This is a genomic window from Mesorhizobium sp. BR1-1-13, assembly GCF_020165515.1.
Classification (GTDB): Bacteria; Pseudomonadota; Alphaproteobacteria; order Rhizobiales; family Rhizobiaceae; genus Mesorhizobium.
This window is the reverse complement of sequence record NZ_JAIUIH010000003.1, coordinates 76506-100893: the sequence shown is the minus strand read 5'-3', so window position 1 is coordinate 100893 and position 24388 is coordinate 76506. Positions and strand designations below refer to the sequence as shown.

Below are 24388 nucleotides of genomic sequence, written 5' to 3'. Positions count from 1 at the left end.
GGCGGCGGACAAGGGAGAGGTGACGTCCATGACCATCAAGGGAAGCTGCCACTGCAAGGCGACGATATTCGAGGTTTCGCAAGCACCGCAGACGCTGACGCAGTGCACTTGTTCGTTCTGCTCGAAACGCGGCTCGCTCTGGGCCTACTACACTCCGGCGCAGTTCAAGCTCCTCACGCCGCAGAAGAATGTTTCCTTCTATCTGTGGGGATCGAAGACCGTTAAGCATGGTTTTTGCGACACCTGCGGCTGCGGGACATTCACCGAAACACCGGACTGGTCGAGCGGAGAGCCGGATTTCGACAATCCCAAGATCAGCGTCAACTCGCGGCTGTTTGACGATTTCGATCTGGACAAGGTGGAAGTGGTGGTCATCGACGGCAAGAATCTCTGGTAGATTCCCGGATGCCCAATCGGGAAATTTGTGCCCCGGGGAAAAGCCGTGGCCGGCGCTTTTTCCGTTCCGTTTTTCGCCGCATTTCATGGTACAAGTCGCGCGAAGGGCTGATTTGGCGCCACCGCAAGGCGTGACTTGGAGAGGGACAATCCTATGAAGAAGACCGTGCTCGTCGTCGTGGCGACGGCTGTGCTGGTGAGCGCCTGCACCACCACCGATCCGTATACCGGTGACCAGAAGATTTCCAACACCGCGGCCGGTGCCGGCCTCGGCGCTCTGGCCGGCGCCAGCCTTGGCCTGCTTGCCGGCGGCAATGATCGCCGCAACGCGCTGATCGGCGCCGGCATCGGCGCGCTGGCCGGCGGCGCCATCGGCGCCACCATGGACCAGAACGAAGCCGAACTGCGCCGGCAGTTGGAGGGCACAGGCGTCAGCGTCACCCGCTCCGGCGACCAGATCATCCTCAATATGCCGTCCGACATCACCTTCAACGTCGATCAGGACGCGGTGAAGCCCGGCTTCTACCAGGTGCTGAATTCGGTCGCGCTGGTGCTGAAGAAGTTCAAGCAGACCACGGTCGACGTGTTCGGCCATACCGACTCGACCGGGGGCGACCAGCACAATTTCGATCTGTCGCAGCGCCGCGCGCTGGCGGTCGCCAACTACCTGGCTGGCCAGGGCGTCGATTCGCGCCGCTTCGCGGTCACCGGATTCGGCAAGACCCGTCCGGTCGCGTCCAACGCCACCGCCGAGGGTCGCGCTCAAAACCGTCGCGTCGAGATCCAGCTTTCGCCGCTCACCTGAGCAGCATCGATCAGAATGCAAAACGGCTCCGCAAGGGGCCGTTTTTTGTTTGCAGAATGCGGCCGATGGCCAGGCCTGCGGCCCCGCGTTGTGAGGTCGGCTTATCGATCGTCGCTCATTGGATCAGGCGCTGCCGCCGGACGACATGGGCAACGATCAGTCCATGAATGAGCAGCCCGCCCGCAAGTCCAAGGACATGGAAGCCCGTTCCCGAACCGGAAAGCGTCAGGATCGACCAGATGGATGTGGGTAAGAACAAGACAATCGCGGTGATGAGCCCGGGGTTATAGCTGCGCATTCTGATGGCCTGCGCGATGTGAACCAAAGCGTTGATCAGGGTGGTGTAGGCGGCGATCAGCCCTATTCCGGCATCGACCTTGGCAGCGAGGGTGAAAACCAGGGAGTAGATGCCCCATACACCTGGTACGTTGATCACAAAGACATCGAAACGTGTAAGCAGCGGCGCCCCGCCGCCGAGCATCTTGTTGACAAAAAGCCGGAACCGGTCCTCGGCATGCTCCTCGTATTGGTGGAGCATGTAAATCGGGATCAGCAGGAAGACGGCGAGTTCGGCTGTCTCCAATTGGCCGGCCAGCCCGATCGCCACCACACACAGAGTGAGGCCGGCAAGCACGCCACCATAGACCCAATCTTCCACCAGACGCTTCATCACGCCATTTTCGGCGAGGCCGTGCGTCCTTGCAACACACGACGATATCAAACCTTGGCAACGATGCGCATGAAAGGCCGGTGGGTCGTCGCCGAAGCCAACGGTGGCGTCGCTCGGCGATGACGGCAACAGCTTCACCGGCCGCGACCGGCCGCTCTCAGATTGAGATTGGCGTGCCGGAGAATTAGCCAGCCCTAAATAACCGCTTTCCCGCAGCCATGGAAAGGAATAGCATCGTCGCTGTTCCGGGGGGATGAGGCGGTACACCTGGCCGCGCAATACGCATTTCTTTTTCAGCCTCGGTCTTGCACGGCCAGATCAAAAAAATCTGGGAGGAATGCATGACAAGAACAGCCAGCCTCGGGCGCTGCGGCGTCCTCGCTTTAACAGGCCTTGTAAGCGCATGGTTGGGCGTCGCGGCGGCTCGGGCCGAGGATGCCAACAAAGCTGACATCGAGGCCTTGAAAAAGTCGCTCGCCAAATATGAGGACTACACCGCCGCCGTCCGCGACCTTTATCTGTCGACGGTCGGTTGCGTCTACTATAGCGGAGAAAAGATATCCGGAGCGATGTACTACCCGAAAGGCGCCATGGGCATCCACTTCGTCAACGTCCCAAGTGTCGGCCAAAAACTCGACCCGATGCGCCCCAATGTGCTGATCTACGAGCCGACGAAAAACGGTCTGCGCCTGGTCGGGGCGGAATGGCTGGTGCCACTGACGCCGGACCTCAAAGAGCCGCCGAAGCTGTTTGGCCAAACCTTCATGGGTCCGATGGAGGGACACTATCCGCTCATCCCGAGGGAGTTCGTCCACTACGATCTTCACGCCTGGCTGGGTGATAATCCGAACGGCGTGTTCAGTCCGACGAACCCGAACGTGAAATGCAACAAGGCCGAGTTTCCGATGTTGGAGAAACCGACCAAGATGATGCCTGGGCCGATGTAACGGCCGGCCCAGCCAGGAGCTTGCCGGTAGGGCAGGCCGGATGGCCGTCTTGTCTTGGAACCACTCGTCGGTCAGCCCTTGGCGACGATCCGCATGAAGGCCGGCATATCGTCGCCGAAACCAACGGTGGCGTCGTTTTCGTCTTCTCGGTTGCGGGCAGGGCGACGGTCATCGCGCTGGGGCCTGGTGTCGCCACGCTCCGGTGCACGTCGCTCGCTGCGCGCCGCGGAGTTCTTGCGCTCGGAATTTTCCGAGCGGGTAGCGTCCTTGCGTGTGCGCCGCTCACCGATGTCGGCGACCGTTTCCTCGACCGGCTGTTCCTCGCGCACGGTTTCCGGTGCCGCGTCTTCGCTGTGCTTGGCCTGGCGTCCGCCTCTCTTGCGCTCGCCCCTGTCCTTGCGGTCGTCGTCCTTGCGGCCGGCGCGACGCGGCGCACCGCGGCCACGGCGCGGAGCTTCGTCCTCGCCTTCGCTGGCCACAACCGTCGACAGGTCACCGTCATGCCACTCGATCTTGGTGCCGATCAGCCGTTCGATGGCGTCGATATACTTGGTGTCGGACTTGGTCGCGATGGTAAAGGATTTTCCGGAGCGCCCGGCGCGGCCGGTACGGCCGATGCGGTGGACGTAATCCTCGGCGTGGATCGGAACGTCATAGTTGAAGACGTGGCTGACGTCGGGAATGTCGAGGCCGCGCGCCGCCACGTCGGAGGCGACCAGATACCGAAGCTTGCCGTCACGGAAATTGGCCAGCATCTGCATGCGTGCGCGCTGGTCCATGTCGCCATGCAGCGCGCCGGCGTCGAAATCATATTTCAGCAGCGAGCGGAACAGCTCCGACACCTCGATCTTGCGGTTGCAGAAGATGATGGCGTTCTTCAGCTCCGCATCCTCGGCCTTTATCAGGTTGCGCAGCGTCTCGCGCTTATCCCAGGGTTTGGAACCGGACTTCACCAGCCGCTGGATGATGTTGGTGGCGGCGGAGGCAGCCTTTGAAACCTCGACGCGCACCGGCGCGTGCAGGAATTTTTCGGTCAGCTTGGTGATCTCGGGCGGCATCGTCGCCGAGAAGAACAGCGTCTGCCGGGTGAAGGGGATCATCTCGCAGATACGCTCGATATCGGGAATGAAGCCCATGTCGAGCATGCGGTCGGCTTCGTCGATGACGAGGATCTCGACGCCGTTGAGCAAGAGCTTGCCGCGCTCGCGGTGGTCGAGCATGCGGCCGGGCGTCGCGATGAGCACGTCGGCGCCACGCTCCAGTTTCTTGTCCTGTTCGTCGAACGACACGCCGCCGATCAGCAGCGCGATGTTGAGCTTGTGGTTCTTGCCGTATTTTATGAAGTTTTCCTCGACCTGTGCCGCAAGCTCGCGGGTCGGCTCCAGGATCAGCGTGCGCGGCATGCGGGCGCGGGCGCGGCCCTTTTCCAGCCGTGTCAGCATCGGCAGCACGAAGGAAGCCGTCTTGCCGGTACCGGTCTGCGCTATGCCCAGCACATCCTTGCCCAAAAGCGCGTGCGGAATGGCGCCGGCCTGGATCGGCGTCGGCTTGAGGTAGCCGGCATCGGTGACTGCGGAAAGGACCTTCGGCGATAGGCCGAGGTCCGCGAAAGTCAACGCTTCTTGAGCGGTCTGGGTGTCTGAGGACAAGTTCTGGCTGTCTTTGGCTGTTCGGGGAAGCGCAACGGCATCCGTCGCGGCAGGCGCCGCGCGCCCGCAAGATCATCACTGCAACTAGGCGCAAGCCCGCGATTTGTCAACACAAACGGCCGGGAATGGCTCGATTGTGAAGTCGTAACCTTAATTGCTATGTCTGATCCGACCGCTTATCCGCGCGCCGGCTCAATATCGGCTCAATAACGGAACTGTTCTGCCAGTATGCGTTCGTTCCACGAGTGATTGGGATCGAACAGCAAAGTTGCGGTCTCCGTCGCTGATTCCCGCACCGTCACGGAAGCCACGGCCTTGACTTCCGTATGGTCGGCAGCGGCGTTCACCGGTCGCTTTTCCGCCTCTAATATGTCGAAGCGCACGGTTGCCTTGTTGGAAAGCAAAGCGCCGCGCCAGCGGCGCGGGCGAAACGGGCTGACGGGGGTCAGCGCCAGCAGCGGCGCGTCGAGCGGCAGGATCGGTCCGTGTGCCGAAAGATTGTAGGCGGTGGAGCCGGCCGGCGTGGCGATCATCACGCCGTCGCAATTCAATTCCTCGAGCCGTACCTGGTCGTCTATGGTAATGCGGATCTTGGCCGTCTGATAGGACTGGCGCCATAGCGCCACTTCGTTGATCGCCAGCGCCGAGACGGTTTCGCCATCCGAGGTGACCGTCTGCATCTCCAGCGGACGGATCGTTTCGGCGACCGCTGCCGCGATGCGCTCGGTGAGACCTCCGGAACGGTATTCGTTCATCAGGAAGCCGATGGTGCCACGGTTCATGCCGTAGACCTTTTTGCCGGTTCCCATCGTATCGCGCAAAGTTTGCAGCAGGAAACCGTCGCCGCCCAGAGCCACGACGACCTCGGCTTCCGCGACGGAATGCTGGCCATAGCGCGCCGACAGGCTTTCCAGCGCCGCTTTGGCGTCAGGCGTGCCCGACGAGACGAAGGCGATGCTGCTGGCGGCTTTGCTCATGGCTCTCCGACGGTGACCGGTTGGCGGCTGGGCCGGGGTAGCATGGTCGGGCCTGTGTGCAAAGAGAGCTCGCAGCCGTGCGGTTCGAACCGGCAGTCGCGAATCATATCAGGGAACGAGCCAATGTGATGGTTAAGGTCGGGCTTAAACTCTCGTAAAGCCGCATCGATCATGTTAGCCGGCATGGGTGGCGTGGGGGCGCCCGCAGCGATCTTATGCCTTTCAGGATACGAAAGACGCTGTGGCACTTTTGATCGTGCGCGAAACCTTCGAGAGTCGAGGCCGATTTCGGGGACACGCGCCAGCCGGGGCCAACATATTGCTGGTAACACGCCTGATCATCATCTCCGTCGTGCTGGGAAGCTTCGCGCTTATCTTCGCCGAACTGGTGCGCCACTCGGAAGAAACAAGCCTGAGGCCATTGCCCACGGCCTCGCGCTGCGGCGACGCCGCCGGAATGCCTTGTCCGCAAAGGGCGCTGTAGGTCAAACAAGCTGATTGCTAGGAGCGCGGTTGCAGATGGCAGCCGGTCTGGCGTTTCTGTGCCAGATACTCGTCGATCAACTGGCGATAGCGCACCTTGCCGATGCTCGGGAAATGGCCGCCATGCACCACCGAGACATCGAGCGCGCGCATGGAGAGCAGCGTTTCGACATAGTCACCGATATCGGAATGGTAGACGTCATCGATCAGCGGGCCGTCATAGATGATGTCGCCGGAAAGCAGGATGCCGGTCTTCTTCTCGTAGAGCGCGATGCCGCCGGGCGAATGACCGGGTGTGTGGATCACCTCGAAGGCGCGATCGCCGAGGTCGACGATATCGCCATGTTCGAGCAGGCGGTCCGCCGGGGCGGGCATGATGCGATAGCGCGCCGTGTCCCAACCTTCCGGCTGGCGATCGAACATCTCTTCATTGGCGTAGCGGTCAGCCACCGTCCATTCGTTGCGCGGATCGGCGAGGATTTCAGCCTCGGCGCGATGCACACAGCGATCGGGAAATTCGTGGTGACAGCCGATATGGTCAAAATGCGTATGGCTGGCGACGCAGGTGAGCTTGCGCTCGCTGACCAGCGGCACATGTGTCCGCAGGCTGAAATGGCCAAGCCCGCTATCGAACAGAAGATCGCGGTCGCGACCACGCACATGCCACATATTGCAGCGGAAGAACGGTTTGATCCACGGCTCGTGGATCAGCGTGATGTCGTCGCCCATGCGGATGGTTTCGTACCAGTCCGGCGCGTCGATGATTGGGAGCTTCGCCATGGCTCAATCCGTCAGCAGAATGATCTTGTCTGTATCGCAGGAAACCGCGACCGTGTCGCCCGGCTGCACGGCGGACGTCGCGGGCAGTTTGGCGATGAATTGCAGCGTGGGGTCTTCAGCGGAGACCGCGAGCACGCGCTTGAAGCTGCCCTGGAACACGACATCGCTGACCTGCGCCTTTCCCAGCTTTGTGGGGCCTGAGGTCGCGCCCAGGGCAAGGTGCTCCGGCCGGATGGCCAAGGCAACCGCCGATCCCACCGGCAACGCTCCGGACGCCGAGACCGGCCCGACCTGTGTCGCGACAGTGCTTGTCCTGTCCATCATCTCCGCCACCGTTCCGCGAAGAATGGTGCTTTCGCCCATGAAGGTCGCCGAAAAGCGTGTCTTTGGGCGCGCATAGACGCGTTCGGGCGGCCCTTCGTCCTCGATGCGACCGTCACTCATCACCACGCAGTGGTCGGCCAGCGCCATGGCTTCTTCCTGGTCGTGGGTGACATGGATGAAGGCGGTGCCGACGCGCTTCTGGATCGCTTTCAATTCGTCCTGCATCTGCCGGCGCAGCTTGAGGTCCAGCGCGCCGAGCGGCTCGTCGAGCAGCAGCACTGCGGGCTCGATCACCAGTGCCCGCGCCAGCGCCACGCGCTGCCGCTGGCCGCCGGAAAGCTGGTGCGGCTTCTTGTCGAAGGCGGCAGCCAGTCCGACGAGCGCTAGCGCGTCGCGCGCTTTCGCGGCGCGTGTCGCGCCGTCGACGCCTTGCATGCGCAGGCCGAATCCGACATTGGCGCCGACGCTCATATGCGGAAACAGCGCATAATCCTGGAACACCGTCGTTGTCGGGCGCTTTGCCGGCGGAACCGCGGTGCAGTCCTCGCCGCGTATGAACACCTTGCCTTCGCTCGGTGTGACGAAGCCGCCCAAAATCGACAAAAGCGTCGTCTTGCCGGAGCCCGACGGTCCGAGCAGGATGGTATAGCTGCCGGGCTCGATCCGCAGCGAGACGTCTTTCAGCACCGCCAACTGGCCGAAACGGTGCGAGACCCCGCGGATATCGACCAGGGGCGCGCTCATGCCGGCTTTCTCCGCAGCAGCGTCAGTTCGAATAGCACCACCAGCACGATGGAGACGGCAAAGACCAGCGAGCCGACGGCATTGGTCTTGGGGTTGAGGCCGGAGCGTAAGAGGTTCCAGATTTCCACCGGCAGCGTGGTTTCGAAGCGCGTCAGCAGGAAGGAAATCACGAACTCGTCCCAGGAGAAGGTCATCGAGAGGAAGAAGCCGGCAAAGATGGCCGGCGCCATGACAGGCACGGTGATCAAGAGCAGCACTTTCCATTCCGGCGCGCCGAGGTCGCGCGCGGCGCGCTCGATGTTGATCTGGTGGTCGCCCATCTGGCTGTAGACGATGGCGAAGCAGAGCGGCAGGTTGATCACGACATGGCCGATGCCGGCGGCCATCAGCGATTTCGGCACGCCGGCCCAGTTGAACAGCACCAGCAGCCCCATGCCGATGATGAGATAGCTGACCGTCAGCGGCAGGGTGATCAATCCCCGCAGCAGGGCCGAACCCGGCAGCACGAAGCGTGCGAACGCCCAGGCGCTGAGGAAGCCGAGCGTGACGGCTGCGAGCGACGAAAGGACGGCCACCAGCAGCGAGTTCACCAGCGCCGAGGTCAGCCGCGTATCGGACAGGACGGCCTGGTACCAGCGCAGCGACGGGCCGGTGAAGGGTGGGATGGGGAAGGAGGTTGCCTGCAGCGAGAACAGCACGAGCACGACCACCGGTAGGAAAATGAAGGCATAGATGGCGATCGCGTAGAGACAGGAAGCGATGCGGACGATCCGGCCCATCTCAGGCCCGCTCGATCTTCAGCCAGCGGGCGCAGGCGAGATAGGCTAACGTGACGACCGCCATCAGGATGATCGAGAGCGCCGAGGCCAGCGGAAAGTCGCCGCGCCGGCCGATCTGCATCATCACCAGCTGCGGCATGACCAGCTCGTTGTTGCCGCCCAGGAGCTGCGGCGTGATGTAGTCGCCGATGCACAGCACGAAGGTGAGGAAGGCACCGACCATGATGCCCGGCAAGGTCAGCGGCAGGATGACATGCAGGAAGGTCCGCACCGGCCCGGCGCCCAGATCGGCCGCGGCCTTGCGGTAGCTCGGGCTGAGCTGCTTCAAATTGGCGAAGATCGTCAGCGTCAAAAGCATGACGAAGAAGTGCACGAAGCCGGTCACGGTGGCGAAGCGGGTGTTGGCGAGTTGCAGCGGTTCGCTGATCGCGCCGATACCGGTCAACGCGCGGTTGACGACGCCATTCTGCGCCAGCACCAAAAGCCAGGAGTAGGAGCGCACGACATAGGAGGTCCAGAAGGGCAGCACGGCCAGCATCAGCGCCAGCCGCTGCCAGCGTTCCGGCACCTGTTCGGCCAGGATCCAGGCGAAGGGGTAGGCGAGCAGCACCGAGACAACGGTGACGATCGCCGTGAGTTGGAGCGAGTTGACCATCGCCTGCCGATAGGCGGGGTTGGTGAGGAACTGGCTGTAGTTGGCTGATGTGAAGCCGCCGCCCTCATGCGCCGTCAGGCTGGAAAGCCCCATGGCAATGAAAGGCAAGACGAAGAACAGCAAGGTCCAGCCGAGCGCCGGCGTAACCAGCGCCCAGGGCAGGGCCTTGTTCGCGGGGCTGCTTACGACGCCCGTCTACTGCGCCTGCAGCATCTCGGTCCACATGTCCTGCATCTTCTTGTCGAGACCGGCATTCGGCGCCGGATAGGCCTGGGCGCGGGCAAGGAATTCGGGCTGCTCGTCGAAGCGCAGGATCTTCTTCTGGTCGTCGGTGAGCGCCGCCTTGCTGTTCGCCGGCATGCCCCAGTAGCAGGACGAGGTGGCAAGCCGGGCCTGGCCCTCCGGGCTCATGATGTATTGGATGAATTTCAACGCCATGTCCTTGTTCTTGGAATCCTTGAACATGGCCAGCGACTGCGACCACAGGACCGCTCCCTCCTTGGGTATCGAGAAGTCCAGCGCCGGGTTCTCCTTGGCCAGGCCCGCCGTCACCCATTCGCCGCCGCCGACCAGAATATCGACCTCACCGGTGGCGAGCGCCGTCTGGCTGGCGGTCACCTCGCCAACCAGCTTGGCGTTGGCCTTCATCTTGAGCAGCTCGGCCTTGAGGGCGGGAAGGTCGGCCTCGGTGAGTTCAGCCGTCCTCTTGCCGATGGCGAGTGCTGCCATGCCGATGACCGGCAGGTAATAATCGTAGATGGCGACCTTGCCCTTGTACTTGTCGCTTGTCAGCGACGCCAAGGATTGCATGTCGGCCGGGTCGACCTTGGTCTTGTTGAAGCCGATCGTGTTGTAGCCGAACTTTTCGGTGATGCCGTAGCGCTTGCCGCCGACCACGGTGGAGCTGTCCATCTTCACCTGCGGGAAGAGGTCGCCCAACGGCAGCTTGTCCTCCGGCAGCGGCTCGAACAGGCCCTTTTCCACGCCGCGCGGCACATCGATGCTGTCGATCACCATCACGTCCCAATCGCCGGGTTGCGACTGCTCGACGATGGCGAGCCCCGCGCCGGTGCCCTCGAATTCCTTGACGTTGACCTTGATGTTGTTGGCCTCTTCGAAGGGCTGCAGCAGCGCCGGGTCGGCGTGATCGCACCAGATCAGGGCGTTAAGATCGGCGGCCTGGCTGGCGCCGGCTGCTGAGAGCATCAGTGCCGTGGCGCCGCAAGCGGCGCGCAGATGCCTCTTCAGGGTTGAAAGCGGATTATTGGCTGCGGATCGTGCGGACATCGAGTGTTCTCCCTTGCCTTTGTGGCTTCTTGCAAAAAGTTGAACCAATTCTAAAATTGAGTCAATTCTGTTTTTGTGGCAGACAGCCGGCATGAGTGGATTGAGGGCAAGGCAAAAGGCCGACCGGCACCGCCGCATCATCGAGGCGGCGGCCGAGCTTTTCCGCGAGGCCGGTTATGAAGGCGCGAAGATCGAGACGATCGCCGCCCAGGCCGAAGTGTCGATCGGGACGATTTACAATTACTATCAGAATAAGGGCGACATCCTCGGCGCCATCGTCTCCATGGAGGTCAACGAGGTGCTGAATGCCGGGCGAGGCGTGGTGGACAGCCCACCGGCCAATGTCGGCGATGCGCTGGACACGCTGATCGGCATCTATATCGAACACTCGCTGCACTATCTCAGCAAGGAAATGTGGCGCCAGGCGATGGCGATCTCGACGCAACTGCCCGACAGCCCGTTCGGCCAGGCCTACACGGCGCTCGACCGCGCCTTGACCGAACAGATCCGCGCCCTGATCGCAAGGCTGCTGGAGATCGGCCTGGTGCGGCGCGACGTCGACGGGCAGGCGGTGGGTGAGCTGGTCTTCAACAACATGAACATGATGTTCATCGAATTCGTGAAGCGCGAAGAGGCAAGGATAGTGGAACTGCGCGCGGCGATCCGACGGCAGAACCGGATCCTGGTGGCGGCGATCGGGGTGTGAGGAGGGAGCGCGGCATGAAGCCAGCTTCCGCTGCCAGCGTGACTGACGATGAGTGCCAACGGCGGCATCCGTCTACACCGCAGGACTCCGGTGCACGGGATGACCTAGCGGCTTGACATTGCAGGGATTGACAGCGTAGCCGCCGGCCCTGACCAGCGATCCGTTCGAAGCATCGACTGAGGGAAAGCAGACGCGCGGCCGCAGTGGCGCAGGTAAGAATCAGTGATCGGTCGGATCGATCTTCGTCAGGCGCTCTCGCGCTTCGGTGACGCGCCGCTGCGCGGACCTTATCCTGCTGCAAAGCGCGAGATTGATGCCGACGCCACAGTCTCGCTCCAACATTTCTTCCGCGCGTTTGAGGGCGAGTTCAGCTCGGCCAATTCGCTGCCTGGCCTGGGCCAGTTCCATGTCCAAGAGTTCGATCATTGTTCCGCTACAGAGTTTGCGGTCCCTTCGATCGTTAACCGCCTCCGGCCGGGTTTGGTTCCGGGTTATCGGCTCGAGAGCCAGGAACAGGCAGGAGAAAGTCGCCGCTTCGGCATCGACCTCATTGCGCGAGTTCACCTCTTGAGTTGAGTTTGAAACCTGATACAACTTATAGGGGCAGACAGAGGGGAGAGATGGTCAATGGGGACGTTTTCAATCGGGCATTGGGCGATCGTGCTGCTGATGATCGGCGTGCCTGTTTTCTTTGCGGTTCGCTCAGCCGTGAAGCCGTCACAGGGCCTGGCGGCTCTTGTAGGATTCGGTGGCTGGTTTATGCTACTGGCGATCGGTCAGGTGTTGTCGCCGCTGCGCACGCTTGCCGCGTTGGCCAATTCGGTCGAGGGTTACCGGCAACTCATGCCCCAGCCAAATGGGCCGGTTGCGGTGTATAGCGAGGTTGCCCTCAATCTGGCATTTCTGGCGCTTCAACTGGTTGTGCTCATTTCGATGCTGCGGCGAAGCCGACGCTTTCAACAATTGTTTCTGTTCCAGTGGATTGCGATACCGGTTGTGTTCGTGGTGGACACGATCTTGATCTCATCAACCCTAGGCGTCCCGGTGAGCCAGATCCTCGCTGGAGATGCGCTGATGACACCCGTTCTGTCGTTCATCCTCACCGGGGCCTGGGTCGCCTACGTCTACAAGTCCGTCAGGGTGAAGAATACGTTCGGCGGCGAAGTGGCAGCCGGCCAGGTTGCGACGGCCGCCTAGCGAGAGTCCGCTGGGTTTCGCCTCTCCGCATGAGCAGTCCTCCTGCGACAGGCTTCGGAGGACACTTCTTCGTTTCGCGAGATCTGGTGTTCTTATAACGGGCTCTGGGTGGCGTGCCACCCGAAGCTCGAGCGAAGGGTGGTGCCCCCGGCAGGAATCGAACCCGCGACCTTCGGTTTACAAAACCGCTGCTCTACCAGCTGAGCTACAAGGGCATGCGGCACCGGTTAGCCATATTTGCGGCGCCAGTAAAGACAAATGTCGGGTTTGAGGCGCTCATAGACGCTGCCGGGCAACAGACACGCCATCCTGAAAACGGCCAATTCGCTTCCTATATCCTACGGCAGGTGCAATCGCTTGGGCGAGGCTGTCGCATGATCAGATTCGTCATCATCCTGCCGATCGTCGTCATAGCCTGGATGCTGCTGGTGAAGCTCATCAGGGACGTCAAGAACGCCAACATCGACTGGACCGGCGTCACCACAATCATCGGCTTCATCGCGCTCGCCTTCTGGCTGCGCCATGTCACGGGCCTGGGGTGGTGAAGAGTGGGTGGTGAGTAGTGAGTAGTGAGTAGTGAACCCGAGGTCGGTCGTGCGGGTTCACTACTCACTATTCACTATTCACCACTCCCCCGACCTCTCCGAAAAAATCTCCTCCACCTTTCGAACCTTTTCCCGCGCCGCGCCGACTGATGGTCAGAGGCGAATGGGTCGCCTCGATCAAAAGATCCAGGAGATCATCATGTTCAAGCGCACTCTCGTTTCAGGCCTCGTTGCCATCTTCGTCGCCACCGGCGCGCTCGCCGGCACCGTCGGCACGTCGTCGGCCCACGGCATGCACGGCCACCATCACCACCACAACCATCACAAGAAGCACTTCAAGAAGTTCTGGTGGAAGCACCACAACCATCATCACCACAAGCACGGCAAGGTGATCATTTTCCTTTGATGGAGGAACCCAATTCACCCGAAAGGGCGGCTTCGGCCGCCTTTTTTCGTTGGGCGAAGCGGGGCGGTCATGAATGTCTCGTCAAGCTCTTAGGTCGCCGTCAGCACGACCTCCTCGGTTCACGTTAAAAAAAGATTCGAACCTTTTTCTTGTGCCGAACGACAGATGATCAAGAGGCGGATGGGTCGCCTCTCCAAACGAAGCAAGGAGATCATCATGTTCAAGCGCGCACTCGTTTCCAGCCTCATCGCCACCACCGTCGCCGCCACCGCTTTGATCGGCACCGTCCAGCCTTCGGCGGCTCATTCGCATCACCACCACCATGGCATCGGCATCGGCATTGCCGCCGGCGTCGGCGGTTTTGTCCTGGGCAGCCTGCTTGCCCAGCCCCGCGCTGTCTATGTGGATGAGGACGGCGGCTCGTGGCACGTCCGCCGCTGCTTCGATCGCTATTCGAGCTACGATCCGGACTCCGACACCTACATTGGTTACGACGGCTATCGTCATTATTGCCGTCTTTGAGAGGAGCAGCACCGTTCAGCACCGGAAGAGGGGTTCAGGCGAGCCCCTTTTCTGCTGCTCTGGACGGCGGGACATTTGTTGGATTGGGCCGACTGTCAAGGGCAAGCCTGAACCTTGAATCATCAATGCGATCGGCAATGTACAGGCATTTCCCGAAGGCCTAATCTGCTTGGCGATGATCTGCGGGCAGATATGGGGGAGGGTGATCCTTGGACGAGCAGGACCCGAAAGAGGAACAGGTCGAAATTATTTTCCGCAACGGCACGGTCACGGCCGTCGGCATCCTGCTGGCGTTTTCGCTGGGCTTCATCACGCATTGGGCTGCCAATCCGATCCCGTGGCAGACCTATCATCTCGTCGCCGTGCTACCGATCCTGGCCGGCATCGCCTTGCAGATGCGGGCACTGTCGCTTCTGCTCGACACAAAGTGCCTGCAGCGGCGCCTCTATGAACACGCCAATCGCATCTTCATCATCGGCCTCGTCTTCACCGCCTGCGGTGTCGGCATGGCGATCCTGCTCGATTTCTTCGATCTTGCGAGCAGAAGCGCGCTGCCGGGGGCAGGTTGATCATCCGGTTTGTACGCCACCGATCATCCTGGTGACCTCGGCCGCGGCATTGCGCACGATCGGCCCGATCTCGGCCAGCCGCTCAGGCGTCACCCGGACCGTCGGGCCCGACACGGAGACGCCGCCGATCGGCTCGCCGAATTCGTTGAAGATGGCTGATGCCACGCAGCGCATGCCTGGATGCCGTTCCTCGTCGTCGACCGACCAGCCGCGCAGCTTGATCGTCGCGAGATCGCGGGCGAGGGCAGGGATGTCGGACAGCGTCCTGTCGGTGAAGCGCTGCAGGCCGGCCTTGCGCAGGATGGCTCCGACGCGCGCGGGTTCCAGATGCGCCAGCACCGCCTTGCCGATGCCTGAAGCATGAAAGGGGCTGCGCGTGCCCGGCCGGAAGAAGGCGCGGATCGCCTGGTGCGTCTCGACCTGGCTGACGAACACCACGCAATCGTCCTCGGCGACGCCGAGATTGGCGGTCTCGCCGGTTTTCTCCATCAGTTCCTGCATGACGATGCGCGCGCGGTCGACCAGCTTGCGGCGGCGCAGGAACGCCGCGCCCATCCGGTAGGTCTCGACGCCGATCGACCAAAGCTGGTCCGTGCTGTCGAACTCGACCATGCCGTGGTTTTCAAGCGTCGTCAGCATGCGGTAGGCGGTGGAGGCGGCCAGCCCGCTTTGCGCTGAAATCTCGCTCAGCGACAGGCCGCTGCCCTCGGCAACGATGGCCAGGATGCGCAAGGCCCGGTCCAACGACTGCACCGAAGCCGCCTCCGACGGGCCGTTGAAGGCGCGCGGCCGGCCGCGCTGGCGTTTTTCAGCGGTTTCCATGGCGCCATCATGCCCGATTTTCCCGAGCGGACAATAAAAAAGTTTTTCACGCCTTCTGCATTGCCACTTTTTGGAAAACAAAAAGAGAAATGAAATCAAGAGACAACGGCAGCTTCCTAGAAATGAAAAAATATTCTGAAAAAATTGAAAAATAGACGGCCTGCTGACATTCTCCGCCATCCAACAATGACAACCCCTGTGGAGGGCCGGAAAATGGCCAGGATGCGCGCTGTTGATGCGGCGGTTCTCGTTCTCGAAAAGGAAGGCATCGCCTGCGCCTTCGGCGTGCCGGGCGCGGCGATCAATCCGCTCTACTCGGCCCTGAAGGCGAGGGGCACCATCCGTCATGTGCTGGCCCGCCATGTGGAGGGCGCCTCGCACATGGCCGAAGGCTTTACCAGGGCCAAGGCAGGTAATATCGGGCTCTGCATCGGCACGTCAGGCCCGGCCGGCACCGACATGATCACCGGGCTCTATTCGGCATCAGCCGATTCCATCCCGATCCTCTGCATCACCGGCCAGGCGCCGCGGGCGCGGCTGAACAAGGAGGATTTCCAGGCCGTCGACATCGCGACCATCGCTTCGCCCGTCGCCAAATGGGCGGTCACCGTCATGGAGCCTTATCTCGTGCCGATGGCGCTTCAGAAGGCATTCCACCTGATGAGGTCTTCGCGCCCGGGACCGGTGCTGATCGACCTGCCGGTCGACGTCCAATTGGCCGAGATCGAGTTCGACATCGACGCCTATGAGCCGCTGGCGCCGTTCAAGCCGGCAATGACGCGCGCCCAGGCCGTGAAGGCGCTGGCGATGCTCAACGCCGCCGAAAAGCCGCTGATTGTCGCCGGCGGCGGCATCATCAATGCCGATGCCTCGGACCTGCTGATCGAGTTCGCCGAAATAGCAGGCGTGCCCGTCATCCCGACGCTGATGGGCTGGGGCGCGATCCCCGACGACCACCGGCTGATGGCCGGCATGTGCGGGCTGCAGACATCGCACCGCTACGGCAACGCGACGATGCTCGAGGCCGACTTCGTGTTCGGCATTGGCAATCGCTGGGCAAACCGCCACACCGGTTCCGTCGATGTCTACACCAGGGGAAAAAAGTTCATTCATGTCGATATTGAGCCGACGCAGATCGGCCGTGTGTTCGCACCCGATCTCGGCGTCGTCTCGGATGCGGGGGCCGCGCTGAAGATGCTGCTCGACGTCGCCACCGAGTGGAAAACGGCCGGAAGACTGCGCGACTGGTCGGGCTGGGCGAAGCAATGCCGGGACCGCAAGAAGACCATGAAGCGCAAGACGCATTTCGACCAGGTGCCGCTGAAGCCGCAGCGCGTCTATGAAGAGATGAACAAGGCGTTCGGGCGCGATGTCACCTACGTCACCACGATCGGCCTGTCGCAGATCGCCGGCGCGCAGTTCCTGCATGTCTACAAGCCACGCAACTGGATCAATTGCGGCCAGGCCGGCCCGCTCGGCTGGACACTGCCGGCAGCCCTTGGCGTTCGCGCGGCCGATCCCGAGCGCACCATCGTGGCGCTGTCGGGCGACTACGATTTCCAGTTCATGATCGAGGAACTGGCGGTCGGCGCGCAGCACAAGCTGCCTTACATCCACGTCGTCGTGAATAACGCCTATCTCGGCCTGATCCGCCAGGCGCAGCGCGGCTTCTCCATGGATTACGAGGTCAGCCTCGCTTTCGAGAATATCAACCGGTCGGACGATCCCGAGGCCGGCTACGGCGTCGACCACGTCGCTGTTGCCGAGGCGATGGGTTGCAAGGCGGTCAGGGTGCGCAAACCGGAAGAATTCGCCGGCGCCTTCAAGGAGGCGCAGGGGCTAATGAAGGAGCATCAGGTCCCGGTCGTGCTCGAATTCATCCTCGAACGCGTCACCAACATCTCGATGGGCACTGAGATCGACAAGATCACCGAATTCGAGGACCTTGCCGAACATCAGGAAGACGCGCCGACGGCGATCGTGATGCTGGACTAGGAGAAAAAGAATGCCGCGTTTTTCAGCCAATCTTTCGATGCTCTTTGGCGAGCATGACTTCCTCGAACGTTTTGATGCAGCTGCCCGCGCGGGCTTCAAAGGCGTCGAATATATAGGCCCCTACGACCATGCCCCCGAGGTGGTGGCCGCGCGGCTGAAGAAGAACGGCCTGACACAGGTGCTGTTCAACCTGCCGGCGGGCGATTGGGGCAAGGGCGAGCGCGGCATCGCCGTTTTGCCGGACCGCGTGCCGGAATTCCGCCAGGGCGTCGCCAAGGCGATCGCCTACGCGCAGGCACTCGGCTGCTCACAGGTCAATTGCCTGGCCGGCATCGCGCCCGCCGGTGTCGACCGCAACGTGCTCGAGGATGTGTTTGCCGAGAACCTCGCCTTCGCCGCGGAGAAACTGGAGCAGGCCGGTATCAAATTGCTGATCGAGCCGATCAACACGCGCGATATCGAGGGCTTCTTCCTGAACTATTCCGACCAGGCGCTGGCGTTGATCGACCGCGTCGGCTCGAAGAACCTGTTCCTCCAATACGACATCTACCACATGCAGATCATGGAGGGGGATCTCGCCCGTACCATCGAGGCAAATCTCGGCCGCATCGCGCATATCCAGCTTGCGGACAATCCCGGCCGTCACGAGCCGGGGACGGGCGAGATCAACTATCCCTTCCTTTACGAGCACATAGACCGCATTGGTTATACCGGCTGGGTCGGGGCGGAATACAAGCCGAAGGCGGGGACCGAGGCTGGTTTGGGCTGGTTCAAAGAGTTGGCTGGGCAAGGGAGTGCGGCGGCTTAGCAGTAGGAATTTGAACTCGCGCTCTACGGCGCCACCCTCTGGCCTGCCGGCGATCTCCCCCAAAAAGGGGAGATCGGATGTCACCGGCGGCCTCGCTAAATTTTAAACCGAGAAAATTGGGGCCAGCGCCGAAACTGCCAATCTCCCCACCTGTGGGGGAGATGGCCGGCAGGCCAGAGGGGGCGTGAAGGAACGCAACCTCAACAAGACGGAGAACCACAATGGAAACCATCGGCTTCATCGGCCTTGGCATCATGGGCGCGCCGATGGCGGGACATTTGCTGGACGCCGGCTACACGGTCATCGCCAGCGACCATCGCTCCAAGCCGCCGGCCGATCTCGTCGCCAGGGGCCTGAAGTCGGTCACCGGCCATGCCGCCGTGGCGAAGGCCGCCGACATCATCATCACCATGGTGCCCGACACACCGCAGGTGGCCGAGGTGCTGTTCGGCGACAGCGGCGTCGCATCAGGTCTTTCCAAAGGCAAATTGGTCATCGACATGAGCTCGATCTCGCCGATCGAGACCAAGACCTTCGCCAAAAAAATCAACGAACTGGGCTGCGACTATCTCGATGCGCCGGTCTCGGGCGGCGAGGTGGGAGCCAAGGCCGCATCGCTGACCATCATGGTTGGCGGCAAGGAAGAGGCCTTCGAGCGCGCCAGGCCCGTTTTCGAGAAGATGGGCAAGAACATCACCCTGGTCGGACCGAACGGCGTCGGCCAGACCACCAAGGTCGCCAACCAGATCGTCGTCGCGCTGACCATTGAAGCCGTCGCCGAAGCGCTTGTTTTTGCTTCGAAAGCCGGCGCCGACCCCGCCAAGGTCAGGCAGGCGCTGATGGGCGGGCTGGCCGCCTCACGCATCCTCGAAGTGCATGGCGAACGCATGGTCAGGCGCACCTTCGCGCCGGGTTTCCGCATCGAACTGCACCAGAAGGATCTCAATCTGGCGCTGGAAGGCGCAAGGGCGCTCGGCGTCTCCCTGCCCAACACGTCGACCACCCAGCAACTGTTCAATTCCTGCGCCGCCAACGGCGGCGCCAGGGAGGATCACTCGGCCCTGGTCAGGGCGCTGGAGCGGATGGCGGGACATGAGGTAGGCAGAGGCGAATAGCGAGTAGGGAATAGCGAATAGGGGTTGCAGCCGCGGAGAGCCGGGATTGGAGTTCGCTACTCGCTACTCGCTACTCGCTACTCGCTACTCGCTACTCGCTACTCGCTACTCGCTACTCGCTACTCGCTACTCGCTAAAAATTTCCGTGCCGCATAAAGGCTCACCGCCGCGGCGTTCGACACATTGAGAGAGCGGATGGCGCCGGGCATGTCGAGGCGGGCCAGTGTCGTCACCGTCTCGCGCGTCTTCTGGCGCAGGCCCTTGCCCTCCGCGCCGAGCACCAACGCGATCCGGTCACCGGCAAAGCTGGTCTCCAGTTCCGCCGGCCCATCCGAATCGAGGCCGATGGTCTGGAAGCCCGCCTGGTGCAACTGGCCAAGGGCGTCGGCGAGGTTCTTCACCTCGATCTGGTCGATATGCTCCAGCGCGCCCGAGGCTGATTTCGCCAGCACGCCCGATTCCTGCGGGCTGTGGCGCGCCGTGGTGATCAGCGCGCCGGCATCGAAGGCGACCGCCGAGCGCAGGATGGCGCCGACATTGTGCGGATCGGTGATCTGGTCGAGCACCAGCACCAGCTTCGTATCGCCGAGAGCGTCGAGGCGCTTGGACTTCAGCGGCTCGGCCTCGATCAGCACGCCTTGATGCACGGCATCCGAACCCGTGATCTTGTCGATGTCCCTGGGTTCGACCAACTCCGCCTTGAAAGGCAGGGCCGCGAGGTCGGCCAGTCCCAGCCTCTCGGCGGCATTGCGCGTCACCAGCATTTTCTTGATCTTGCGGCGCGGATTGTCGAGCGCCGCCCGCACCGTGTGCAGGCCATAGAGACGCACCAGGCCGTCGCCTGCGTTTTCGCCTGGTGGCACGGGCTGGCGCGGCCGGAACGCCGGCGCGCCGCCGCTCTTCTCGTCGCGGTGCGCACGGCGCAGCTTGGCGTAGTGGGTGTCTTTCGGGGTGCCGGTCTTGTTGCTCATGGCCGGCTTCTATAGCGGTCTCCGGCGGCCAGGGATATGGCCCGTCGCCACAGCCGGCGAACAACATCGAAAAACCCTTCCCACGCGGTTGACACCCACTGGCCTTGCCGCCATAAGGCGCTTCGCTGATTTCGGAGAAGTGATACTCGGGTCCGGATCGGCAAGAATGCCTCGTTGCATGGCTCCGGCGGCAGACTGGAGAGGTGCCCGAGTGGTTAAAGGGGACGGACTGTAAATCCGTTGGCTTAGCCTACGTTGGTTCGAATCCAACCCTCTCCACCACTGCCGGCCCGGAAGCCCTGAAACGTGAAAGCATCGGAGGCGAAAAGCGCATGGCGCTTTTCCGGGAAATCCGATACTTCAGGGCAAGGCGCGGGTATAGCTCAGTGGTAGAGCAGCAGCCTTCCAAGCTGAATATGCGGGTTCGATTCCCGCTACCCGCTCCAGATTTCCAACCCACGCCATCGGCAAGCTGAAACACTGCGCGGCCAAGTCGCGCAGCGCTCCAGAGGATGGCTGTCCGCTCGCTTCAGCTGTTGAAGGCCGACGCGACTTGGTGTTGCTGCGGCACCTGGCCGTTCGGCGTCAGCTTGTCGACGATGCCAGGCAAGGCCGTGCTCAATTGCTTGAGCAGTTCCTGCTCGTCGAGCCCCGTCCTCTGCGCGATCTCGCGGATGACCTGCGGTCCGATCGCGTTGCCCAGGTCGTTGGCGTTGATCGGCTGGTTCTGGCCGGTGCCGACCCAGGAATCGGCGACGTTGCCGTGGCCGGAGTTCTTCAATTTGTCGAGCAGGCCGCCCAGTCCGCCAAGCAGGCCGCCATCGCCGGCCGCGGTTTCACTGGGCTCGGCCGGTGCGGGAGGTTGGGGTTGCTCCGGCTGTTCGGTACTCCTGCCGCTCAGCATCTTTCCGACCAGCAGCGCGCCGAGCGCGATCATCAGGGGTTTGGTGATGTTGCCGCCCGGAACGGCATTGTCAAACAGTCCCATCGTGGATCTCCTTGTCAACCAAGCCCGTCCCATCCTCACAATGACGCAATCGGGCGGAATTTCAAGCTGGCTTGAGCTTTTGACAATCATATGAAAATGATGGACGTGGCAGGGGATTGGAGAGGAAAAATGTCAATCATCAGCTGGATTATTCTGGGCGTCATCGCCGGCTTTCTTGGCAGCAAGATCGTCAACAAGAGCGGCCAGGGCATGATCATGGATATCGTGCTCGGCATTGTCGGCGCCATTGTCGGCGGCCTGATCTTCAGCGCTTTCGGCGCGTCGGGCGTGACCGGCCTCAACATATACAGCCTGATCGTCGCGGTGGTGGGGGCCGTGGTCGTGTTGTGGGCCTACCACCAGTTCGCCGGCAAACGCACGATCTAAGCGCCAGCCGAACTGTCTGATATTTCGAATTCCGCCGAGGCAACACCGGCTTCCGGCCGGTATGCCCGGCAAGCTTGCCTATGGCATCAGGATTGCGTCGGCCGCGGCGAAAAAGATCAGCGTTCCCGCGATGAACACCGCCCAGCCGACAAGCGACTTGCGGATGGCCGCCTTGTGCTCGGCGTCGGAGTGCCTGTTCTGGTCAAAATCGGTCATGGGGAATCTCCCTTGGCTGATCATCATGTCTTGGTCGGTCGGACGATGCTTCGCCGATTAGACGATCAATCTGGCTACTGCAATATCTGCTGAAAGGGCATATGCGGGCGCCTGCCAGGGCGCTAGGCCTATGCGACGGCGGCCAGCCGGCGCTTGCGCTGGTCGAGCGAGACGATGGCCAATCCGCTGCCGACAACCAGAAGGATGCCGCAGACCGCCAGCGCGTTTGGGAATTGTCCGAACACCAGCAGGCCCGAAATCACCGCCCAGACGGTGAAGCAGTAGTAGAACGGCGCCACCGCGCTGGTCGGCCCGACGCGATAGGCCATGAAGATGAAGAAATGGCCGAAGATCAGGAAAAATCCGGCTCCGGCCATGAGCAGCAGATGATGCGCTTCGGGCATGATCCAGCGCTCTGAAACCAGGTGTGCCGCACCGGCGCCGATCAGCACCACGACGACGGCTGAAATCGCCACGATCATTCCGGGCACCTCGGCTGTGATCTTGCGGCCGGCCAGATCGCGGGCGGCTGCGAACGCCGCGTTGCCAAGAGCCAGCAAGGCATACACCGAAATGCCTTGCATGGTCGGTTGCGCCACCATCAGCGCGCCGATGAAGCCGAGCCCGATCAGCGCCATGCGCTGGCCGCCGATCCGCTCGCCGAACAGGATGGAGGAGCCGACCAGCATCAAGAGCGGCGTGACCTGTCCGAGCGCGGTGGAATCGGCGATCTGCATGTTGGCGAGCGCCACGACGTAACAAAGGATGGCGGCCAGTTCGAGCAGGTTGCGGTGCAGCACGCGCTTGTCGAAGATCAGCGGGATCTGCTTGCCATAACCGAGCGCAAACAGCAGCGGAAAGCCCCAGAGCGCCGCCGCCGCGCCGCGCAGGAACAGCACTTCATAGGCCGGCAGGCCGGCCGTGGCGAGCTTCATCATCGTATCGTTGACGAGATACGACCCGGTCGAGACGATCATGAACAGGGGGCCGCGAACGGCTATCGGGATGAAATGCATCGGTGCAGGAAATCAGAGCGGGAACGCCGCCGCAATGGGCCATGGAGCGGCGACCAATCCGACAGCAACCGACGAGCGGCGCGCGCAATGCCGGCGCCATTGCGCAGGGGTTTAGGCCATTCCATTTCGCGCGGCACGTTCCTATATCAGCGCTATATCCCTGCAATCGGATCACGGGTTCGGACCGAGTGAGACGGCGCCCGGGCAAAAGACGCTTGTGTTTTTTGGCCTTTGTCGCTAATCGCCCCGCATTCGACTGAACTGAAGGTCCAGGCCGTCCAAGGAAAGAGACTATGGCAAAAGGTAAATTCGAGCGCACCAAGCCGCATGTGAACATCGGCACGATTGGCCACGTTGATCATGGCAAGACGTCGTTGACGGCAGCGATCACCAAGTATTTTGGCGAATACAAGCGCTATGACCAGATTGACGCGGCGCCGGAAGAGAAGGCGCGCGGCATCACCATTTCGACGGCTCACGTTGAGTACGAGACGGAGAACCGTCACTACGCCCATGTCGACTGCCCCGGCCACGCCGACTATGTGAAGAACATGATCACCGGCGCCGCGCAGATGGACGGCGCGATCCTGGTTGTGTCGGCCGCCGACGGCCCGATGCCACAGACCCGCGAGCACATCCTTTTGGCCCGCCAGGTCGGCGTGCCGTCGATCGTGGTGTTCTTGAACAAGGTCGACCAGGTCGACGACGCCGAGCTGCTTGAGCTGGTCGAGCTCGAGGTTCGCGAATTGCTGACCAAGAACGAGTTCCCCGGCGACGACATTCCGATCGTCAAGGGTTCGGCGCTGGCGGCTTTGGAAGATTCGGACAAGAAGATCGGCGAGGACGCGATCCGCGAGCTGATGGCTCAGGTCGACGCCTACATCCCGACGCCTGTCCGTCCGCTCGACAAGCCGTTCCTGATGCCGATCGAGGACGTGTTCTCGATCTCGGGCCGCGGCACGGTCGTGACCGGTCGCGTCGAGCGCGGCGTGGTCAAGGTCGGCGAGGAGCTGGAGATCATCGGCATCCGTCCGACCACCAAGACGACCTGCACGGGCGTCGAGATGTTCCGCAAGCTGCTCGACCAGGGCCAGGCCGGCGACAATATCGGCGCGCTGCTGCGCGGCGTCGACCGTGAAGGTGTCGAGCGCGGCCAGGTTCTGGCCAAGCCCGGTTCGGTGAAGCCGCACAAGAAGTTCGTGGCCGAGGCCTACATCCTGACCAAGGACGAGGGTGGCCGTCACACGCCGTTCTTCACCAACTACCGTCCGCAGTTCTACTTCCGCACCACCGACGTGACCGGCATCGTGTCGCTGCCGGCCGGCACCGAGATGGTGATGCCTGGCGACAACATCACGGTCGACGTCGAGCTGATCGTGCCGATCGCCATGGAAGAGAAGCTGCGCTTCGCCATCCGTGAAGGCGGCCGCACCGTCGGTGCCGGCATCGTCGTCACCATCAAGGAATAGTCGACACCGGCATCAGCCGGATCGAGAAGGAAAGGGCGGTCCGCGGGCCGCCCTTTTTGTTGGCGACTGAAGATCAACCATTGGCATGCCGGGGCCGACACGCGGTCGAACGGCAGCTGCGTCATCGAACTGGCCATCGAGGCAGGTTGAGGCTTGCTCG

29 protein-coding genes and 3 tRNA genes are annotated in these 24388 nt (G+C 62.2%); 18 read left to right on the top strand and 14 right to left on the bottom strand.

Annotated features, from left to right (window positions below; all coding sequences use genetic code 11):
- The first annotated feature begins 28 nt into the window (after window positions 1–28).
- On the top strand, window positions 29–397 hold the full coding sequence (locus LB533_RS08045; protein ID WP_140548721.1) for a GFA family protein: 369 nt from the start codon (window positions 29–31) through the stop codon (window positions 395–397).
- Window positions 398–550: 153 nt separating this feature from the next.
- Window positions 551–1201, top strand: a complete 651-nt coding sequence (locus LB533_RS08040; protein WP_140493627.1) for an OmpA family protein — start codon at window positions 551–553, stop codon at window positions 1199–1201.
- A 115-nt stretch (window positions 1202–1316) separates the two neighbouring features.
- On the opposite strand, the gene LB533_RS08035 is transcribed toward LB533_RS08040, so the two are convergent.
- On the bottom strand, window positions 1317–2150 hold the full coding sequence (locus tag LB533_RS08035; protein ID WP_210239861.1) for an HXXEE domain-containing protein: 834 nt from the start codon (window positions 2148–2150) through the stop codon (window positions 1317–1319).
- 62 nt (window positions 2151–2212) lie between these two features.
- On the opposite strand from LB533_RS08035, the gene LB533_RS08030 reads away from it, so the two are divergent.
- A complete protein-coding gene (locus LB533_RS08030; protein WP_140638311.1) occupies window positions 2213–2818 on the top strand; it encodes a hypothetical protein in 606 nt (201 codons plus the stop codon).
- 71 nt (window positions 2819–2889) lie between these two features.
- Here LB533_RS08030 and LB533_RS08025 read toward each other — a convergent pair whose 3' ends face one another.
- Window positions 2890–4467, bottom strand: a complete 1578-nt coding sequence (locus LB533_RS08025) for a DEAD/DEAH box helicase (RefSeq protein WP_181169248.1) — start codon at window positions 4465–4467, stop codon at window positions 2890–2892.
- A gap of 203 nt (window positions 4468–4670) precedes the next feature.
- Window positions 4671–5444 carry an NAD kinase gene (locus tag LB533_RS08020; protein ID WP_140637984.1) on the bottom strand — a complete coding sequence of 258 codons (774 nt, stop codon included), beginning with the start codon at window positions 5442–5444 and terminating at the stop codon, window positions 4671–4673.
- A 319-nt stretch (window positions 5445–5763) separates the two neighbouring features.
- Between LB533_RS08020 and LB533_RS08015 the strand changes: the two genes are divergently transcribed.
- Window positions 5764–5928, top strand: coding sequence for a hypothetical protein (locus LB533_RS08015; protein ID WP_181169249.1), 165 nt, complete (start codon window positions 5764–5766; stop codon window positions 5926–5928).
- A 17-nt stretch (window positions 5929–5945) separates the two neighbouring features.
- On the opposite strand, the gene LB533_RS08010 is transcribed toward LB533_RS08015, so the two are convergent.
- From LB533_RS08010 to LB533_RS07990, 5 genes are all read right to left on the bottom strand, one after another.
- Window positions 5946–6707 carry an MBL fold metallo-hydrolase gene (locus LB533_RS08010; RefSeq protein WP_140637985.1) on the bottom strand — a complete coding sequence of 254 codons (762 nt, stop codon included), beginning with the start codon at window positions 6705–6707 and terminating at the stop codon, window positions 5946–5948.
- A 3-nt stretch (window positions 6708–6710) separates the two neighbouring features.
- Window positions 6711–7775 (bottom strand): ABC transporter ATP-binding protein, encoded by a 1065-nt coding sequence (locus tag LB533_RS08005; protein WP_140637986.1) that lies wholly within the window; start codon window positions 7773–7775, stop codon window positions 6711–6713.
- Window positions 7772–8554, bottom strand: coding sequence for an ABC transporter permease (locus LB533_RS08000; RefSeq protein WP_140637987.1), 783 nt, complete (start codon window positions 8552–8554; stop codon window positions 7772–7774). Before LB533_RS08000 ends, LB533_RS08005 begins: the two co-directional genes overlap by 4 nt.
- 1 nt (window position 8555) lies before the next feature.
- Entirely contained in the window at window positions 8556–9332 is a 777-nt protein-coding gene (locus LB533_RS07995; protein WP_224677003.1) for an ABC transporter permease, read from the bottom strand.
- 72 nt (window positions 9333–9404) lie between these two features.
- The gene (locus LB533_RS07990) at window positions 9405–10496 is read right to left on the bottom strand and encodes a spermidine/putrescine ABC transporter substrate-binding protein (protein WP_224677002.1); all 1092 of its coding nucleotides are present in this window, start codon (window positions 10494–10496) and stop codon (window positions 9405–9407) included.
- Window positions 10497–10587: 91 nt separating this feature from the next.
- Here LB533_RS07990 and LB533_RS07985 point away from each other — a divergent pair, with 91 nt between their 5' ends.
- The 3 genes from LB533_RS07985 (at window position 10588) to LB533_RS07975 (ending at window position 12399) form a co-directional block, all read left to right on the top strand.
- A complete protein-coding gene (locus LB533_RS07985; RefSeq protein ID WP_140637990.1) occupies window positions 10588–11202 on the top strand; it encodes a TetR/AcrR family transcriptional regulator in 615 nt (204 codons plus the stop codon).
- A 222-nt stretch (window positions 11203–11424) separates the two neighbouring features.
- Window positions 11425–11778 (top strand): hypothetical protein, encoded by a 354-nt coding sequence (locus LB533_RS07980; RefSeq protein ID WP_181169250.1) that lies wholly within the window; start codon window positions 11425–11427, stop codon window positions 11776–11778.
- 51 nt (window positions 11779–11829) lie between these two features.
- The gene (locus LB533_RS07975) at window positions 11830–12399 is read left to right on the top strand and encodes a DUF2569 family protein (RefSeq protein ID WP_224677001.1); all 570 of its coding nucleotides are present in this window, start codon (window positions 11830–11832) and stop codon (window positions 12397–12399) included.
- 139 nt (window positions 12400–12538) lie between these two features.
- On the opposite strand, the gene LB533_RS07970 is transcribed toward LB533_RS07975, so the two are convergent.
- Window positions 12539–12614: transfer RNA gene (locus LB533_RS07970), tRNA-Thr, on the bottom strand.
- 159 nt (window positions 12615–12773) lie between these two features.
- On the opposite strand from LB533_RS07970, the gene LB533_RS07965 reads away from it, so the two are divergent.
- The 4 genes from LB533_RS07965 to LB533_RS07950 all read left to right on the top strand — a co-directional run bounded on the left by LB533_RS07965 (window position 12774) and on the right by LB533_RS07950 (window position 14441).
- Window positions 12774–12944: a hypothetical protein gene (locus tag LB533_RS07965; protein WP_140638033.1), complete on the top strand. Its 171-nt coding sequence runs from the start codon at window positions 12774–12776 to the stop codon at window positions 12942–12944.
- Window positions 12945–13143: 199 nt separating this feature from the next.
- Complete coding sequence (locus LB533_RS07960) at window positions 13144–13350, top strand: hypothetical protein (protein ID WP_140638034.1); 207 nt, start codon at window positions 13144–13146, stop codon at window positions 13348–13350.
- A 216-nt stretch (window positions 13351–13566) separates the two neighbouring features.
- A complete protein-coding gene (locus LB533_RS07955; RefSeq protein ID WP_140638035.1) occupies window positions 13567–13872 on the top strand; it encodes a BA14K family protein in 306 nt (101 codons plus the stop codon).
- Window positions 13873–14081: 209 nt separating this feature from the next.
- Complete coding sequence (locus LB533_RS07950; protein ID WP_140638036.1) at window positions 14082–14441, top strand: hypothetical protein; 360 nt, start codon at window positions 14082–14084, stop codon at window positions 14439–14441.
- Here the strand turns inward: LB533_RS07950 and bhcR are convergent, their stop codons facing one another.
- On the bottom strand, window positions 14442–15263 hold the full coding sequence (bhcR, locus tag LB533_RS07945; protein ID WP_140638037.1) for an HTH-type transcriptional regulator BhcR: 822 nt from the start codon (window positions 15261–15263) through the stop codon (window positions 14442–14444).
- Between the two features lie 213 nt (window positions 15264–15476).
- On the opposite strand from bhcR, the gene gcl reads away from it, so the two are divergent.
- The 3 genes from gcl to LB533_RS07930 all read left to right on the top strand — a co-directional run bounded on the left by gcl (window position 15477) and on the right by LB533_RS07930 (window position 19181).
- Window positions 15477–17258, top strand: a complete 1782-nt coding sequence (gcl, locus tag LB533_RS07940) for a glyoxylate carboligase (protein WP_140638038.1) — start codon at window positions 15477–15479, stop codon at window positions 17256–17258.
- Window positions 17259–17268: 10 nt separating this feature from the next.
- A complete protein-coding gene (gene hyi, locus LB533_RS07935) occupies window positions 17269–18066 on the top strand; it encodes a hydroxypyruvate isomerase (protein WP_140638039.1) in 798 nt (265 codons plus the stop codon).
- Window positions 18067–18287: 221 nt separating this feature from the next.
- Window positions 18288–19181 (top strand): 2-hydroxy-3-oxopropionate reductase, encoded by an 894-nt coding sequence (locus LB533_RS07930; RefSeq protein WP_140638040.1) that lies wholly within the window; start codon window positions 18288–18290, stop codon window positions 19179–19181.
- A 119-nt stretch (window positions 19182–19300) separates the two neighbouring features.
- Here LB533_RS07930 and LB533_RS07925 read toward each other — a convergent pair whose 3' ends face one another.
- Complete coding sequence (locus tag LB533_RS07925; RefSeq protein WP_140638041.1) at window positions 19301–20152, bottom strand: TrmH family RNA methyltransferase; 852 nt, start codon at window positions 20150–20152, stop codon at window positions 19301–19303.
- A 197-nt stretch (window positions 20153–20349) separates the two neighbouring features.
- On the opposite strand from LB533_RS07925, the gene LB533_RS07920 reads away from it, so the two are divergent.
- Both LB533_RS07920 and LB533_RS07915 read left to right on the top strand, forming a co-directional pair.
- Window positions 20350–20434: transfer RNA gene (locus tag LB533_RS07920), tRNA-Tyr, on the top strand.
- A gap of 90 nt (window positions 20435–20524) precedes the next feature.
- Window positions 20525–20598: transfer RNA gene (locus LB533_RS07915), tRNA-Gly, on the top strand.
- 83 nt (window positions 20599–20681) lie between these two features.
- Here LB533_RS07915 and LB533_RS07910 read toward each other — a convergent pair.
- On the bottom strand, window positions 20682–21140 hold the full coding sequence (locus LB533_RS07910; protein WP_140638042.1) for a YidB family protein: 459 nt from the start codon (window positions 21138–21140) through the stop codon (window positions 20682–20684).
- A 129-nt stretch (window positions 21141–21269) separates the two neighbouring features.
- Between LB533_RS07910 and LB533_RS07905 the strand changes: the two genes are divergently transcribed.
- Window positions 21270–21527: a GlsB/YeaQ/YmgE family stress response membrane protein gene (locus tag LB533_RS07905; protein WP_140493554.1), complete on the top strand. Its 258-nt coding sequence runs from the start codon at window positions 21270–21272 to the stop codon at window positions 21525–21527.
- Window positions 21528–21605: 78 nt separating this feature from the next.
- Here the strand turns inward: LB533_RS07905 and LB533_RS07900 are convergent, their stop codons facing one another.
- On the bottom strand, window positions 21606–21743 hold the full coding sequence (locus tag LB533_RS07900; protein WP_181169285.1) for a hypothetical protein: 138 nt from the start codon (window positions 21741–21743) through the stop codon (window positions 21606–21608).
- Window positions 21744–21871: 128 nt separating this feature from the next.
- Window positions 21872–22759, bottom strand: coding sequence for a DMT family transporter (locus tag LB533_RS07895; protein WP_224677000.1), 888 nt, complete (start codon window positions 22757–22759; stop codon window positions 21872–21874).
- A 293-nt stretch (window positions 22760–23052) separates the two neighbouring features.
- On the opposite strand from LB533_RS07895, the gene tuf reads away from it, so the two are divergent.
- Complete coding sequence (gene tuf, locus LB533_RS07890; RefSeq protein ID WP_140515452.1) at window positions 23053–24228, top strand: elongation factor Tu; 1176 nt, start codon at window positions 23053–23055, stop codon at window positions 24226–24228.
- The last annotated feature ends 160 nt before the right edge of the window (window positions 24229–24388 follow it).